This is a genomic window from Corallincola luteus (assembly GCF_004336975.1).
In the GTDB taxonomy this organism is placed as follows: Bacteria; Pseudomonadota; Gammaproteobacteria; order Enterobacterales; family Neiellaceae; genus Corallincola; species Corallincola holothuriorum.
Genome location: NZ_SJXE01000003.1, coordinates 311,756 through 328,333, shown reverse-complemented (window position 1 = coordinate 328,333; position 16,578 = coordinate 311,756). Strand labels below are relative to the sequence as shown.

Genomic DNA, 16,578 nt, shown 5'->3' with positions numbered 1-16,578 from the left:
TTGAGCGGGCATTATGAACACGCCTATGGGCAAATTCCAGCATCCAAAGTCACGAAAAACTAAAAAGAGTGACAACAAATACGTATTATTGTGACCGCTGCGGTGAAAAGATGTTCACATTTAGTTAACAATCCGCCGTGATATTTCGGGGAAGACTACGTTTGGGGAGACATGCCATGACCCGGTACATTACAACAGCCCTCTTATTGGGCGGTTTGACCTTGTCTGGTCAGCTACTGGCTGGCAGTCAGGAGCAGGCCAAACGTCTGCACGACAGACTCGCGGGCGTACCACCAACGCCAAGTACATTAGCGACGATGGCCACTGCAATCGACAGCGGTGACGCTATTGATGCTGCATATACAGCAATGGAGAGTGAACATTTTTACAATGTCACGCTGAAACTGTTTGCGGCGCCATGGACCAATCGCGACCAAAGCATCTTTGTACCTTTTAACGACTACATCGCTACCGTGATCGGTATGGTGCGCGATGACGTTGATTTTCGTCAGGTACTGCAGGGCGACATTCTTTATACCGGAGATGCGTCTCTGGGATTACCGGCTTACAACGCCAGTAACAATGCTCACTACGAAGCGATGGAAGCGCAGGACGTCAATCTGAAGACGGGGTTAGTTCGAACAACACAGTCATCACTCACCGGCGTACCAGCCAATGCCACAGCCGGGGTAATGACGACCCGAGCGGCGGCCAAGTCTTTCTTTATCGCCGGCACTAACCGCGCCATGTTCCGCTTTACCTTGATGAATTTCATGTGCCGGGATCTTGAACAGGTACACGATACCTCACGCATTCCTGACCGCATTCGTCAGGATGTGACCCGCAGCCCAGGTGGTGACAGTCGTGTCTTTATGAATAACTGCATCGGCTGCCACAACGGTATGGATCCATTGGCACAAGCATTCGCCTACTACGACTTTGAGTATGATGCCGAGGGCGATCCAGAAGGAAACAACGGCCGCATCAGCTATAACGATGCTGGGCAGCTAGACCCAGCCACGGGTACCCGTGTCGAAGCCAAGTACCACTTCAATGCCAATAACTTTATTTATGGCTATGTGACCCCTGACGACGGATGGGACAACTATTGGCGCGACGGACCAAACTCACTGTTAGGTTGGGACCCCAGCTTGTCAGGCAGCGGCAGCGGTGCCAAAACCATGGGTCAGGAGTTGGCTCATTCGGAAGCCTTTGCCCAATGCCAGGTAGAAAAAGTGTTCGCTAACGTTTGTTTACGACCTCCTGTTGATGGCGCCGATCGCGGCAAAGTCAGTGAAATTGTCGGCAGTTTTAAAGCCAGTGGCTATCAGCTAAAACAAGTTTTTGCTGAAACAGCCGTTTACTGCATGGGCGAATAGGAGAGATGCAAATGAAACAGCTATTAGTACTATTCGCTACGACGCTGCTGCTGACAGCCTGTGGCGGCGGTGGCGACACCGAAACCTTACCACCTAGTAATCAACAGCCAACCGACGGTAACTATTCTGGTCCTGCACCAGCGACCTCCGATGTGCAACAGTTTAAGATCAATTTGTGGGATAACCTTGAAGCGGATAACCGCTGTGGCGCCTGCCACACTAACGACCAATCACCACGCTTTGTGCGTGATGATGATGTTAACTTGGCATACACAGAGGCCAATACGGTCGTCGATCTAGATAGCCCGGCAGATTCTCGACTGGTCATTAAAGTCGGTCAAGGTCACAACTGCTGGTTAGACAGCGACACGGCCTGTGCCGCGACCATGACCCAGTGGATCAGCAACTGGGCAGGTGATTCTATTGGTGGTGGCGGCAACGAGATCGTCTTTACCGATCCGGTGATACGTGAACCCGGCAGCAGTAAGAGTTTCCCACTGGAAGCAGACAACTACGTCAACACCATCTATCCCATCGTGCGTGAGTATTGCGTGCAGTGTCATAGTGATGAGGCGGCAATCCCTCAATCTCCATTCTTTGCCAGTGCCGATACCATGACCGCCTATGAAGCGGCTAAATCGAAAATAGATCTAGACAGTGCCGGACGCTCCCGTCTAGTCGTCCGCTTGAGTAGCGAATTCCACAACTGTTGGAGCAACTGCGCCAGCAATGCTGACGAAATGGAAGCAGCGATCCAGGCATTCAGTGATGCCATTGATGTCACTGAAATCGATCCGGCTTTGGTGCTATCAAAATCTCTACGCTTAACCGATGGCATTGTTGCCTCATCGGGTGGGCGCTTCGAAGACAATGTGATCGCCTTGTATCAATTTAAAACCGGTGAAGGCCGCACAGCCTACGATACCAGTGGTATCGAGCCAGCAGCCAACATGACCATCTCCGGCGATGTTGAATGGCTTGGAGGTTGGGGCTTGATGATCAATTCAGGTAAAGCTCAGGCCAGTACCGCTTCATCTAAGAAGCTTCATTCATTAATCACTGCCACTGGTGAATACAGCATCGAGGGGTGGTTCGCGCCTGCGAACGTCACGCAAGAGGGGCCAGCGCGTATCGTTAGCTATTCAGCCGGTACCACAGAGCGTAACTTTACCCTAGGTCAAACCCTGTATAACTATGACTTCTTAAACCGCAGTTCGACGACCGACAGTAACGGCGAGCCCGCACTGTCAACGCCAGACGCCGATGAGATCTTGCAAGCCACCCTGCAACATGTGGTAGTGACTTTTGATCCGGTGAATGGCCGCCAAATCTACGTTAACGGCGAACTTATCCCACTGACCGACAGTGAAGCGGGCAGTACCCTAGCAAGCTGGGATGACAGCTACGCGTTGGTGCTGGGTAATGAAGTCTCCGGCGACCGCCAGTGGGCAGGTAGCGTACGTATGTTGGCCATTTACAACCGGATACTGACCGCCGAACAGGTTGAACAGAATTTTGATGCCGGCGTAGGCGAGAAATTCTTCCTGCTGTTCTCTGTTGGTGAGCTGCTGGATCAACCTGAAGATAATGCCCTTGAAGATGGTACGCCAAGTACTTACGTGGTGTTTGAAGTCAGTCAGTTTGACAACTTCAGTTACCTGTTCAGTAGTCCGTTCATGATTGATCTTGATGGCAACGCGCTCACCGACAACCTACAGATCGAAGGCTTAAGGCTAGGGATCAATGGTAAGGAAGCAGCCGTTGGTCAAACGTATGGCAACATGCAAGTGACTCTAAACGCTGGCACCTCACTGGCAGAAGCGCAGACCTTAAGTCCGCTAGGTGCTCTGGTCGGTCTCGAGAAGGGCCCTGAGAGTGATGAATTTTTCCTCACCTTCGAGCGTTTTGGCAATCACGAAAACGTCTTCATCGAGCCGATTCCTAACGCGCCAAGTGCACCGTCTGATTTGCCTGAGCGCTCAGATATCGGCATGCGTAACTTTGCCGAAATCAACGCGAGTATGAGCGTAATGACTGGCGTAGCAACCACAGCTGGAAATATTCAAAACACCTATCTAACGGTACAGCAGCAGTTGCCATCGGTGGTTGATATTGAGACCTTCCTGTCATCTCATCAAATGGCAGTGACCCAATTAGCGATCCAGTATTGTGACGTCTTGGTGGAAGACCCGACATTGAGTAGTAACTTCTTCCCTGGTTTTGACTTCAATACTAACGCCGCCACAGCATTTGATGCAGCGGGACGTAGCTTGGTCATCGACCCGCTACTCAGTAATATGCTGGGCAGTGGTATCACTACGCAACCCGACGCCGCAGATGTAGAAGCAGAGTTAAACAATCTGATAGACCGTTTGACGGTCTGTCAAAATGACAGCAGCTGCGATGCCAGCCGCACCCGTACCGTCGTCAAAGCCAGTTGTGCCGCCGTTTTAGGTAGCGCAGCGATGCTGTTGCAATAAGAGGAGGATGAGAAAATGGCTAAACGTAAGATGCCTTTACATCCCGATGCACCATTACTATTTGGTGACCATAGTCGCCCTGTGACTCGCCGTGACTTTATCTCTGCGGGCTTAATGAAAGGCGCAGGTGTCGTTGCTGGTGCTTCCGTATTCAGCTTGTTCAGTAACCCACAACAGGCGATGGCTGCGCTATCACCTGATTTGGCAACACTGCGGGAATCTTGTGGTATCGCAGTTCAGGGCGCAGGTAAAATTCCATTTATCTGTTTTGACCTGGCCGGTGGCGCCAACATCGCGGGCTCTAATGTACTGGTTGGTGGCCGTGGCGGACAAAATGACTTCCTCAGCTCTGCTGGTTACTCCAAGTTAGGCTTGCCTGGTGATATGACACCGGCAGTCACCAACCCCGATACAGGTACCAACGACTTCATTAATACCGAACTGGGGCTGGCCTTTCACAGCGACAGTCAGTTCCTTCGCGGCATTATGGAAAAAACCAGCGCGGGAACGCGCGAGGCGATCAATGGTGCGGTGATCCCTGCCCGTTCTGAAAATGACACAGGCAACAACCCACATAACCCGATGTACGGTATTGCCCAAGCCGGTGCCGACGGTTCACTCATGTCATTGATCGGATCTCGCAGCTCTGACTCCGGCGGTAATTCGATGGCTCCTGCTGCCATGATCGATTCCAGTAAACGTCCAACCAAAGTCGATCGCCCAAGCGATGTGACCGGTTTGGTTGATGTTGGCGATCTGGTTGGTCTGTTAGATCAGGCCGATGCAGTGGCGGTGATGGAATCGATCCAACGCATCAGTGATAAGAAGTTGGGGCAGATCAACACCCAAGTATCCACCGATGAAGTGATCAAAGATCTGGTCAACTGTGGCTATGTAAAAAGTGCCGATCTGGCGGATCGTTTTGGCGATCCATCCACTCTGGACCCCGCCCTTGATCCTGACATCGTCGGCCCAGGCGGTATCTTCACTATCGATGAGTTTGATAGTGAAGCAGAGTTCCGTAAAACCGCCTCAGTAATGAAGCTGGCAGTTAACGGTTTCTCTGGCGCAGGCACCATCACCATGGGTGGCTTCGACTACCATACCGGCGACCGTGCCACCGGCGAAATTCGCGACCTGCGTGCAGGACGCTGCATGGGTGCCTGCCTTGAATATGCTGCGCGCCGCGGCATGCCGCTGATGATGTATGTATTCAGCGATGGCTCTGTGGCCAGTAACGGCCGAGTTGATGACTCAGCAGAGGGACGAGGCAAAGGTGAGTGGACCGGTGATAACCAGTCAACCGCCTCTAGCTTCTTTCTGGTCTATAACCCCAATGGCCGCGCAATACTGATGGGCGGAAGCCCGGAAGTACAAGCAATGCATCAACAGCTCGGCTATATGCGTCCAGACGCGTCGGTTGAAACCTCAGGAACCCCTGCGGCTAACAACGTCAACCTGCTGGTAGAAACCGTCGTACTCAACTACATGGCGCTGCATGGCGAACAGGGATTATTCTCTAGTCGCTTCCCAGGTAACGGCTTAGGCAATGCCAGTTTGATGGATAGCCTGACCGCGTTCAATCCAATAGTGAATGGGACGATTGGTAGCTAGTAGTCAGCATATTTTCTGTATAAAAAACGACCTTCGGGTCGTTTTTTTATCTAAAGTCATTTTTATGTAACTTAACTGTTAAGACAGCTATTTTTAAAGGGTATACTGCCCGCGAGCATATAGAAAACACGCTCGTAAAGAAACATTTACACATTTAACTCCCCGTAAAACAAGGATGTTCATATTCATGGCACACTAGCTGCTTATTTCCCTATTGGTTTCTCAGGATTGTAACAATTCGTTGATAGTTTCACTGCCTAGCGCGGTTGAAGTTTACTCTCGCATTTATATCAGGTAGCCCTATGAATTATTGGAAAAACGACCCAAGCCTTTCTCTGCTGGCGCAACACGGACGCCCCATAGCTTATCGTCGTGGTCAGCTGCTTTACGATATTGACACTTTAGCAACGCATCTTTTTCTTATCACTGATGGTAGCTTTGAGATCTGTGTGCCCTATGAAGGCACACTCGGCACTATTTTGGACATGGCTGCACCAGGCACGCTTGCTGGTGAAACCGAATATCTGCTGCAGTCAACCAGCGGAGTTCGTCATTCCACCATCGCCCGTGCACGTGAACCATCTACCGCGATCGCCATTCCGTTTAGCGTGGTTGGAAAAATCGCAGCAAAAGAACCCAGCCTGTTAACCAAGATTGCTGCACAAAATGCTATCCGCCAGCAAACCTACATTAAGCAGGTTCAGGCAGCCTCAACCTTAGGCGTCAAGGCTCGGGTAGAAGAGAAGCTTAGATACTTAAGTACCCTTGAAAACGCCATGACCCATCCACAGGGAATTCAGGTTCGCTATACCCGCATGGACATCGCACGCATGGTGGGTGCCAGCCGCGAAACAGTGGGACGTATCCTCAAAGAGCTGGTCGCCCAAGGCGAAATATACACTGACGGAAAAACACTGGTACTGTTTGAACATGGCTGTTGTTTACCAGCGGAAAACGTGATGGCTAACTCATTGGAAAGTGCCGCATAACCAAAGAAGCATGTAAATAACAACGGGCGCTAATTAGCGCCCGTTGTTATTTACAATATCTGGCTCAGCGCTATTCCGGTGGTGCCAAATCTGAGGAGTAGTGCATCTTGCGTTGATTATCGATAATGATCGCTTCTACGTTTGCCATAGACTCGACCAATGCCAACCCTCGTTCCACACCCAGCACGAACACCGTCGTCGACAAAGCATCTGCGGTGGTCGAATCGGGTGCCAAAACAGTTACGCTCTGCACCTCCCTGGCCGAATCTCCAGTCATCGGATTAAGGATATGGTGATAACGTACGCCATCTTCCTCAAAATAGCGCTCATAATCGCCAGAAGTCGAAATAGCTTCGTCAACCAGAGGCAGTAATACCGCTTGCTTATCTTCAACCCGTGGATCCTTTACGCCAACAACCCATGGTCGCCCACGACGATCCCCTAATAAACGGGTATCACCACCGGCATTCACCAGCCCATGTTTAACGCCATGCTTTTGCAACACGGCAATGCCAAGATCAACCGCATGGCCTTTAGCGATCCCCCCCAAGTCGATGCGCATCCCTTGGCGGCCAAACTTCACCGTCTGCAGCTCTGGGTCTAGTTGAACTTGACGATAATCGATACGATACGCCCCGGCGGCCAACGCATCTTTATCAGGGCGTTGCTGGGCGCGATAATCATATTGATAACCGACCGAGGCAAAACTGATATCAAAAGCTCCCTCACTGAGTACGGAAAAACGTTGCGCCTTTGATAACAAAGCAAACAGTTCCAGTGACACTGCCACGGGGTTATCGGCAGCCTGACGATTAACCTCGCTAAGCTCACTACTCTCAATATAGGGGCTCATGGTTTGGTTAATCCGTGTCATCTCCGCCATCACTTCCGCCATGATCCGCTCAGCTTGTACCTCATCGTCGTGCCAAAGCTCGACGCCAACCCGCGTGCCCATAGTGGACTCATAACGGCTGTGCCAGGCAGCTTGCGCCGAGCAATGGACAAAGAATAAAAAACTAATCAGTAGATATTTCATGACAACAGGAGCGCCTCAAATGTCGATAGTGATAATTGTAACGTTGAAATAGGTCACGAGTACAAAGTTCTCCGCCATTGTTTAGTGTTAGCTTGATCACTCTCCCCGCATCTTCCAATACGTGACTAAGCTGCTGCACTACAATGAAATTATTCCATTCACACTAAACACAATAGCGCTTCAGGCGCACCCTATGAAATTAGTTATCTGCTGGTTTGTCGCTACCTTCTGCTGGCTCTTGCCCACTTATGGCATGGCGAGTGACATGACTGATGCTTTTAAACAAGTGCGTTTGCATATTGCTGAAGGTGAATTGGCCGACGCAGAGACTGAACTGGAAGAGCTGTACCAGCAACTAGACACCGATGAGGATCTCCAAGATGAGTGGCTTGGGCAATACTACCTCACCAAAGCCCACTTGATGTTTGCCAGAGCCCCCTCACTAGAGAAACCTATCCGTGACGTATTGGGTTTAGCACAAAGCGAGTTAACCCAGAAACAAGCCACTTCAGAATACGCTGACGCCTGGCTACTGCAGTTGCGCCTTAATGCCAAGCATCGTGATTACGATTCCGTCATGGCACAGGTCAATGAAGTTATAAACCTCGCTATCGCCTATGAAGATAAGCCACTGGCTATTGATGCGCTTATTTTTGCTGCAGATTTCACCTCGGAATCGGGAAATCCACTCATCGCTGTAGAGTTCTTGCGTCGCGCCAAAGCCATTACCGAGCCGCTCAACAATCCAAGGCTGAACGCGAACCTGGATCTCTCCTATGCCCGCTTTTATACCGGCGTGGTAATGACAGAGCATGCGGTGCAATTGTTAACGCTGGCTCGATTTTTCTTTGAAGAAAAGGGCCCCCACAGCCAATATATCGAGACTCTGTTGGTATTGGCTCAAAACTATGTAACCGATTCACAACCACAAAAAGCGGAAAGCCTGTTTATTCTCGCCAACGATTTTGCCAGCAACGCCAAGCTACCGGCATTGAAATTGAAGGCAGCACTGGGACTAGCCAATCTATATATGGCCTCTGGGCAAACAGCAAAGGCTCAACCTTTTATTGCTATCGGTGATGCATTAAGTAGCTCAACAAGAGAAAAATATCTGTTCACTGGTCTCAAAGCCGAATTAGCGATCAGTAATAACCAACTGATTGATGCCGAAAGAATGATCGCACAGGCTACAAAGTACCTTACGCAGTTACCTAGCACATCGAGAAACAGCTTTGAAGGCGCCAATATACTTAAGCTAAAGGCGCTATTAGCCACAGCGAGAGGAGATGCCAGCGCTAGTTTCGAGCAGATGGAACTATACAATTTAAGTATTCTAGTACGCATACGGGAAGTGCTCTCCGGCGGCATCGAAGCGCTGCTGGCGGAGATGGAATATGAGCGGGTCACCAGTAATAATGAGCTGCTTGCCAATCGCAATGCAGAGTTTCAAAGAAAACTTGATGCCGCAGAAGAGCGACAAAGATTGCAGTGGACAGTCAATATATTAGGCATCGCCCTCGGGCTTATTCTGCTGTTGTTCTTTAAGCGCATGGCCACACAGCGGAAACGATTAAAGGAACTGGCCGATACAGATGGCCTAACCGGATTACTTAACCGCCGCGCAGCCATCGCCCACACCGAATCCTGGCTCACGGATCTTCGCCTGCATGAAGTCGCCTTTGCTATTTTTGACATCGATTTCTTCAAAAAAATTAATGATGCCCATGGCCACCAAACCGGCGATCGTGTGCTCCAGCAGTTTTCTGAAGTAGCACTGGCAAGCTGCCGGGAAAGCGACATGCTAGCGCGGATTGGGGGGGAGGAATTTTTACTGGTCTTGCCTGGCTGTAGTTTAAAGAAAGCAGAAGAACGGGCGGAAAAAATACGCCAAGCCTTTGCCACTCATACCTTTACCAAAAACCTTCGTGTCACCGCCAGCTTTGGTGTTGCTAGCGGCCACAATGTCAGCTTTGAGCAACTTTACGATGCCGCAGACAGAGCACTGTATAAGGCCAAAGAATCCAGAAACTGCGTCGTTGTTGACCCCGATAGCCCGTACATAGAGCTTAAGGCGATCGAAGACTAAAGCGCTATTCGGCAGACTTCTCAAACATCAGATCCCACACCCCGTGACCAAGACGATGACCACGCTGTTCAAACTTAGTTAATGGGCGATGCTCGGGTCTGGGGACAAAATCACCTGTTTCAGACTGATTCTTAAAACCTGGGGCTTCACTCATCTCAATTAGCATATGTTCAGAGTAATTTTCCCAATCCGTAGCCATATGAAATACGCCACCCACCTTCAGTTTTTGACGAATACTCTCGATAAACTCAGGTTTAACAATACGGCGCTTGTGGTGCTTTTTCTTATGCCAAGGGTCTGGGAAAAACAGCTGTACCCGATCCAAACTACCGTCGGGAATACAATCAGCTAACACCTCTACGGCATCATATTCATATACTTTCAGATTACTGATCGTTTCGTCGTTGGCATCGGCAATACAAGCTCCGACGCCGGGACGGTGTACCTCAATACCGATATAGCCAGTATTAGGAGCATTCTTCGCCATCTCAACCAGGCTTTTTCCCATACCAAAACCAATTTCCAACACATAAGTATCTGCAGTAGGAAACAGCGCCTTGGGATCTTGCATGCCGGCGTTGTAATCAAGGCCATACTGTTGCCAAAGCAGCTCGAGAGCCTGGCTCTGACGCTTAGTCAGTCGCCCTTCCCGGCGCACAAAACTGCGGATCTTGCGAACATACTTACCCTCTTCGGTATATTCTGCCTGATTCACATCGCGCTTCGGCTCATCGCTCATCTTTTGTTCCTCAATACATGGTGTTAGTTAAGTTCTGGCGCTCTACGTTCACACTGAAAAACACAGGTTAAACAACCAAGCATGACATATAGCATTAGCCAAGGGGCGGGAATTATCCATAGCAAGGGAAAGCGGCGCAAGTTTGGATCTTTTACTCACCCTAAATAAAGCAAGCATAAGGCTTCATTCTTCTTGCTCTCAGTTTGTAGCGACCGCTTGCCCAGCAGAAGAATCTGGTTACACTGCTGCCAACCCACATTGAATAGATCAAAGCCCGATAGATGACTTTTTTCAATACCGATAGATGCCAGCAGTTTAATCAGCAAATTATTGAATGGTATCAGCAGCAGGGGCGTAAAGATCTGCCATGGCAGCAAGATAAAACAGCTTATCGAGTGTGGGTATCCGAGATCATGCTGCAGCAAACTCAAGTCAGCACCGTCATTGGCTACTATGAAAAATTTATGGCGCGCTTTCCAAGCGTCGAAGCACTCGCGGCAGGCGAACAAGATGAGGTGCTGCACCTGTGGACAGGGCTGGGTTACTACGCCCGCGCCAGAAACCTGCATAAGTCAGCACAGCTCATTGTAGAGCAGTATCAGGGGGTGTTCCCTACCGAGATAGAAGCCTTAATCGCGCTACCCGGTATTGGCCGCTCAACGGCTGGGGCAATCTTGTCATTAAGCGCCGGACAACGTCACCCGATCCTCGATGGTAATGTCAAACGCGTGTTAGCTCGCTTGCTCGCACTGCCAGAATGGCCAGGGAAAGCCGCCGTCGAAAAGCAGCTCTGGTTAATGGCTGACAAGCTCACTCCGACACAGGGTGTCGCACAATACAATCAGGCGATGATGGATATGGGCGCCACCTTATGCACCCGCAGTCGCCCCAACTGTGCAGAGTGTCCAGTCAAAGCACTTTGCGCCGCCGAGAAAACCGGTTCCCCTAGCGATTTTCCTGTATCCAAACCGAAAAAGACGATCCCCACCCGGCGAGTATTCCTATTGCTGCTGCGAAAAGGCAATGAGGTTTTTCTACAGCAACGTCCGCCCGTTGGACTCTGGGGCGGATTATGGGGTTTTCCTGAAGCCGCTGATCAACAGACATTAGAGGAGCAGTTAGCCATGTTTGGTATCTCAGCAGAGCAAAGACAAACCTTACCAGCGTTCCGCCACACCTTTAGCCACTTTCATTTAGAGATCACGCCGCTACTATTGTCGTTAACTGACACTCAGGGAATCACTCATTGCATGGAATCAACACCCACGCTCTGGTATAACTTGGCGCAACCCGCAACGGTGGGTCTTGCGGCCCCCACGCAAAAGCTACTTAAACAACTGGCTTCTCAGGAGACACTTTGATGGCTCGTACCGTATTTTGCACTCGTTTACAGAAAGAGGCTGATGGCCTTGATTTCCAACTCTACCCAGGCGAACTAGGGAAAAAGATCTTCGACAATATCTCCAAGGAAGCTTGGGGGCAGTGGCAAGCCAAACAGACCATGTTGATCAACGAGCACAAACTCAACATGATGAATGTGGAGCACAGACAAATGCTTGAACAGAACATGGTGAAGTTTCTGTTTGAAGGCGAAGAGATTGATGTCGATGGCTACACGCCACCGAGTAAAGCAGAATAGCCAGCAAAGAGTATTGCGCTGCTTAGCAAAACCCTAAGCAGCGCTAACAACTTCATTAGCTCTTGGATCTGCTCATTCAATCCTCACAATACACTCGCCGCAGTTCTGGCAATGATTCAACTAAGCTGCCCATTAGCTCGAACAGTACCTGCGCTGACAAACCGTGCTGTTGGCAAAAAGGCAGCTGCGACAAACTCTCTGCACCGCTTTCCATATCCCCTTGCCCGACGGCGATACAAAGCCGCTGTGCTACATGCAACAGGTGCAGCTCAGGGCTCGCCGCCAACCCTTTGTCGATATACTTGAGCCCCTGTTGCTGCTTCGCAAGCTGTTGGTAGCCGATGGGAAACCCCCAACTTTTCAGAACACTGGCACCAAACAACCCCTGATAATCTTCAAAACTTTTTTCCAACTCCAGCAGCTCACTCTCTGTGATCGGATTTTGTTGTCTAAGTTCGTCGAACAACCGCAGAATGAGCAACTTACCAGTGTTATGAACCAGGCCAATAGTGAACGGGTCCAGCGCGAATGGCATGGCACAGGCGCTTGCCACTTGCTCGCAACAATAAGCAGTACTGATCGATTGTTGCCAGCTCAGTTTGGCACTTTGCTTCGCCTGCTCACAGGCCATATCAAAGCTAGGCGTCATACAGATAGCATTAACCTGCTGCTCAGTGACCTTGAGACCCAAGCGATTAATTGCATCAGTCAATGATTTACATGGCCGTAAACCGCGGTAGTAGCTGCTATTGGCTAACTTAATCAGCTTTGCTGTCACCACAATATCAGTTTTCAGCAGTTCGGCGATCTGCGATATATCCGCCCCCTTTGCCATCAATGACTTCAACGCATTGTAGGTATCCGACTGTCGGGGCAGGTCCAGCTCTCCTTTTTTCAATCGCTCCATACTGATCTTTAACGCTTGCTGCGGCGTGATAACCGCTGCCGCCGCCTGCGCTGGATCTGCGTCAGCCATTGGCTCAACTAACAAACCAAATTGCGCTAGTTTTTCTTTGATCGCCGGCCCGGTGAATGGCTTCAACAGATAGTCATTACAACCGGATTTAATCGCCTTAATAACCTCGTTTCGGTCAGAATATGAGGTCACCATTACAATATGCGCTCGCGCTTTTTCTTCGATTCCGTAACGCCGCTCTAATGCACGCAACTCACTCAAAACATCAAGGCCGCGCATATCCGGCATATCGATATCCAGCGTGACAAAATCAAACGGCACATCAGCTTTTAACGCGGCGACAAAGCGACTGAGCGCAGAATTACCATTTTCAGCCTGTACTGCGGTGCCAAAGGTACCAAGAATGGCGGACATTTTGCTTCGGCAAACAAAATCGTCATCGACGACTAAACTCTTTAAATTAGACACCTGTCATTATCTCCTCGACATGGCGACAAAACCGTTTAATTTCACCGGCTAAGTCAGCTAAAGCTGTACCTATTTGGTCACTGTTCCCTGCTAAAGCTCGTTGTTCCAATACTTTCGCTGCGCTTGCTAAGGCGGCAGCGGTTAAGTTGGCCGCACCGCCCTTAATCTTATGCGCTTCCGCACGCAGCTGCTCAAATTCACTATCTAATAGCGCTTGCTGCATCTCGGTTAACTGAGTTGGCAACAGTTCAACAAACTGTGCCAGTGTCGAAATGACAATCTCCCGTTCACCGAGAAACTCCTCCATCAACTGCGACATATCGATGATCACCGCGGGGGCGCTGATAGCACTATTCGACTCAGCCTCATCCGGCAGTGTATTAATCGAAGCGAATACCGTTTTTGTCGACGCTAACCAGCGTTGCACCGTCGATAACAACCCCTGTCGTCGAAACGGTTTACACAGAAAATCATCCATACCGATATCAAAGCAACGCTCTCGAACCCCTTCGAGAGAGTGCGCACTCAAGGCAATAATAGGGACAGGATGCTCAACATCATTGGCTTGCAGTTGGTCCCATGCGCGGATCTGCTCGGTAGCAGTAAAACCATCCATAATCGGCATCTGCAGATCCATCAATACCAGATCCGGACGCTGCCGCTTATAGGCTGCAACGGCTTCTTCACCATTACAGGCCAACACAACCTCCGCGCCGGCGGCCTGCAGATGTGCCGTCGCCACCTGTTGATTCGTCGGGTAGTCTTCAGCTAACAGGATCTGTACACCACGCAAGGGTTGGCTCGGTTGCTGCTCGCTTACTTGCTCCGGCAACACCTGTCGGTCATTTTTTTCTAGCGCGGTCAGTACCTTCCGCAACTCTTGCCATCGTAAAGGCAACGACAACTGGCCCCGTAGCAAGGTTCGCCACCCCGCCGAACTTAACGATTTAGGTTGTTGACCAATGTCACTCAGTATTAGCAAGGGACGAGTAGAAAACTCTGGCTCTGTGGTCGGTGGTATCTCACTGTCATTAACCAGCAGTACAGCAGTACTGGCGTCACGTTCAAATAGGCAGCGATAGTTAGCCACCATCTGCGACCAGTCCGCCGCCAACAAGGTTTGATAACCCATACTTTGCAAATAGAGTCCGAGTGTCGAGCGCACTTGCTCATCAGGCTCAGCGACCAATATAGTCGGCAGCTCGAGGTTGTCCTGAGACTGGCCAACGAGCGCCCGGTTTTGCGCCCGTCCCAGATGCAGGGTGAACCAAAAACAACTGCCCTGCCCCAATTCGCTCTCAACCGCCAACTCGCCATCCATCATATCAATCAACTCAAGCGCGATGGAGGTGCCCAACCCCGTGCCACCGTACTCACGGGTAATAGACACATCTGCCTGACGGAATGGCTCAAAGATCCTCGCCTGTTGCTCAGCGGTCATACCAATGCCGGTATCACGCACCGAAATCTTCAGGTACCACTGCTCAGGCAACGATTCCAACACTTCGACTTCAAGACGGATATCACCAGTTTCGGTGAATTTCACCGCATTACCGACCAGATTCATTAAAACTTGTCGAAGTCGCATGGGATCACCGGTCGCCATCAGCGGGACATTCGGCGCGATCTGGCAATGGAATTGGATCGGTTTATTGGAGGCACGCAAAGCCACCGCGGAAAATAGCTCTTCGATACAGTTAACCAAGCCAAAGTCGACCTTAGCCAACTCCAAACAACCCGCTTCAAATTTACTCAGATCCAAGACGTTATTGATCAACATACGCAGGGCTTCCGCCTCTTTCATAATGGTGTCAACCACGCTGCGTTGATCCGCTGACAGGGGAAATTCAGCAGCAAGTTCCGCCATACCGATAATGCCATTAATTGGTGTTCGTACCTCGTGGCTCATATTGGCTAAAAATGCGCTTTTGGCCTCACTCGCTTTCTCCGCTTCCTGCAAGGCTCTTTCAGACTTGTCACGAGCCTCTTTCAACTGCTCGGTTCGGCGGCTCACCACCGCCTTAATTCGTTGCTGAGAACGACGCAAAAAGACCACATAAAAACCAAGAATAACAATAACAGCGATCACCAACAGGCAAGAAGCCAGCAATATCAGGCTCATCACCAATTTGGCTTCCTGCTCACCCCGTCGCATCAAATCGCGATCTACTGCAACGCGCAGAATGAGTGGAGCAAAACCGGTATCACCAACTAACAACTGGTTGATCTCAATCTCATTTGCACTTTTCTCCCGCAGCAACTGACCGTGCTCTTGCAGTCGCGTGAGAGTGTCTGCAGCGACTTGCTGCGGACTGAGGAAGGTTACGGCGGACTCAGTACGGGTAATATTTGATAACTTCTGTGCGACCCGACTCTCCATCAGGGTGCCGACAACCAACATCCCAGGACCATCACTTTGGCTGTTTGATTCCACGGGGGCCATCGCCAACTGCATAGCGCCATGGTCTGTCATCACCGCACCACTAGTCACCTGTTTTCGCTCAACAGGGCGTGCAGCGAGGGGAAGTGTTTGCACTAATTGCAGCAGGTGCTCACTTCGCAGCGGTTGCTGTTTTGCCTGGTCAAAGGCATAGATAAACAAAGGTTGCCCTTTGGGATCCATGAGTAGGACAAAATCAACCTGTAGCAACACCGCCCACTGATTGAGGTTCGTCCGTAAGGTAGCATCTGTTCTACCATCACGATCTAGCTGCTCATAAACACCATTACGCAAATGTTCACCCGACACCAAGGCTAAACGTGCTAAATGCTGCCTAGACTCATCAAGCAAGGCGTCAAATACGGCAATACGCCCTCTGACTTCGGCTTCCTCAAGTTCAGCAAATCCTGGCAGTATGGTGTCTCGCTTAATCAACACACTAGCTGCACCGGCCAGTACCAACGCCAATAACGAAAATAGCAGGAACAGCTTGCCACGGGAGAAAAGCTTAACGAGTGATTGCAAAGAGGTGACAGGTTGGCTCATAAGCTATTCCATGCTGTTGGGGGAAATCGGTATTCTCGTCCCTAAGAAAGCAAGTGTATATTTTTCTGACAACAGTTCACAGGGTTTAGCGAATGCTAAAGTTGATCCGTGCCATATAGTTGTAAATTGGTCGGTGCGATAGCTGAAACAATAACCAGTTTGGCGACGCAGAATGCAAGAAACCAAATGAATTGCTTTATAGTGGCGGCATTATCAAAGTACAGCGATAGTGAACTCAAGATAAGT

The 16,578-nt window shown here is 50.2% G+C and carries 11 protein-coding genes; 7 read left to right on the top strand and 4 right to left on the bottom strand.

Annotation, left to right across the window (positions count from 1 at the left end):
* The first annotated feature begins 176 nt into the window (after positions 1–176).
* From EZV61_RS09495 to EZV61_RS09480, 4 genes are all read left to right on the top strand, one after another.
* Positions 177–1,379, top strand: coding sequence for a hypothetical protein (locus EZV61_RS09495; protein WP_114338326.1), 1,203 nt, complete (start codon positions 177–179; stop codon positions 1,377–1,379).
* A gap of 11 nt (positions 1,380–1,390) precedes the next feature.
* Entirely contained in the window at positions 1,391–3,859 is a 2,469-nt protein-coding gene (locus EZV61_RS09490; RefSeq protein ID WP_114338325.1) for a LamG domain-containing protein, read from the top strand.
* A 15-nt stretch (positions 3,860–3,874) separates the two neighbouring features.
* Positions 3,875–5,473, top strand: coding sequence for a general secretion pathway protein GspF (locus EZV61_RS09485; protein WP_165569565.1), 1,599 nt, complete (start codon positions 3,875–3,877; stop codon positions 5,471–5,473).
* Between the two features lie 302 nt (positions 5,474–5,775).
* Complete coding sequence (locus EZV61_RS09480; protein ID WP_131415250.1) at positions 5,776–6,462, top strand: helix-turn-helix domain-containing protein; 687 nt, start codon at positions 5,776–5,778, stop codon at positions 6,460–6,462.
* 70 nt (positions 6,463–6,532) lie between these two features.
* Here the strand turns inward: EZV61_RS09480 and EZV61_RS09475 are convergent, their stop codons facing one another.
* Positions 6,533–7,498 (bottom strand): FAD:protein FMN transferase, encoded by a 966-nt coding sequence (locus EZV61_RS09475; RefSeq protein WP_131415248.1) that lies wholly within the window; start codon positions 7,496–7,498, stop codon positions 6,533–6,535.
* Between the two features lie 193 nt (positions 7,499–7,691).
* On the opposite strand from EZV61_RS09475, the gene EZV61_RS09470 reads away from it, so the two are divergent.
* Positions 7,692–9,584 (top strand): GGDEF domain-containing protein, encoded by a 1,893-nt coding sequence (locus EZV61_RS09470; protein ID WP_131415246.1) that lies wholly within the window; start codon positions 7,692–7,694, stop codon positions 9,582–9,584.
* Between the two features lie 4 nt (positions 9,585–9,588).
* On the opposite strand, the gene trmB is transcribed toward EZV61_RS09470, so the two are convergent.
* Complete coding sequence (gene trmB / locus EZV61_RS09465) at positions 9,589–10,323, bottom strand: tRNA (guanosine(46)-N7)-methyltransferase TrmB (RefSeq protein ID WP_131415244.1); 735 nt, start codon at positions 10,321–10,323, stop codon at positions 9,589–9,591.
* Between the two features lie 281 nt (positions 10,324–10,604).
* Between trmB and mutY the strand changes: the two genes are divergently transcribed.
* Both mutY and EZV61_RS09455 read left to right on the top strand, forming a co-directional pair.
* Positions 10,605–11,684 (top strand): A/G-specific adenine glycosylase, encoded by a 1,080-nt coding sequence (mutY, locus tag EZV61_RS09460; protein ID WP_130566999.1) that lies wholly within the window; start codon positions 10,605–10,607, stop codon positions 11,682–11,684.
* Positions 11,684–11,962 carry an oxidative damage protection protein gene (locus tag EZV61_RS09455; protein ID WP_114338319.1) on the top strand — a complete coding sequence of 93 codons (279 nt, stop codon included), beginning with the start codon at positions 11,684–11,686 and terminating at the stop codon, positions 11,960–11,962. Before mutY ends, EZV61_RS09455 begins: the two co-directional genes overlap by 1 nt.
* A 76-nt stretch (positions 11,963–12,038) precedes the next feature.
* Here EZV61_RS09455 and EZV61_RS09450 read toward each other — a convergent pair whose 3' ends face one another.
* Both EZV61_RS09450 and EZV61_RS09445 read right to left on the bottom strand, forming a co-directional pair.
* Positions 12,039–13,346, bottom strand: coding sequence for an HDOD domain-containing protein (locus tag EZV61_RS09450; RefSeq protein WP_130567000.1), 1,308 nt, complete (start codon positions 13,344–13,346; stop codon positions 12,039–12,041).
* Complete coding sequence (locus tag EZV61_RS09445) at positions 13,339–16,332, bottom strand: hybrid sensor histidine kinase/response regulator (protein ID WP_131415242.1); 2,994 nt, start codon at positions 16,330–16,332, stop codon at positions 13,339–13,341. The genes EZV61_RS09450 and EZV61_RS09445 overlap by 8 nt, the downstream gene beginning before the upstream one ends.
* Between the last annotated feature and the right edge of the window lie 246 nt (positions 16,333–16,578).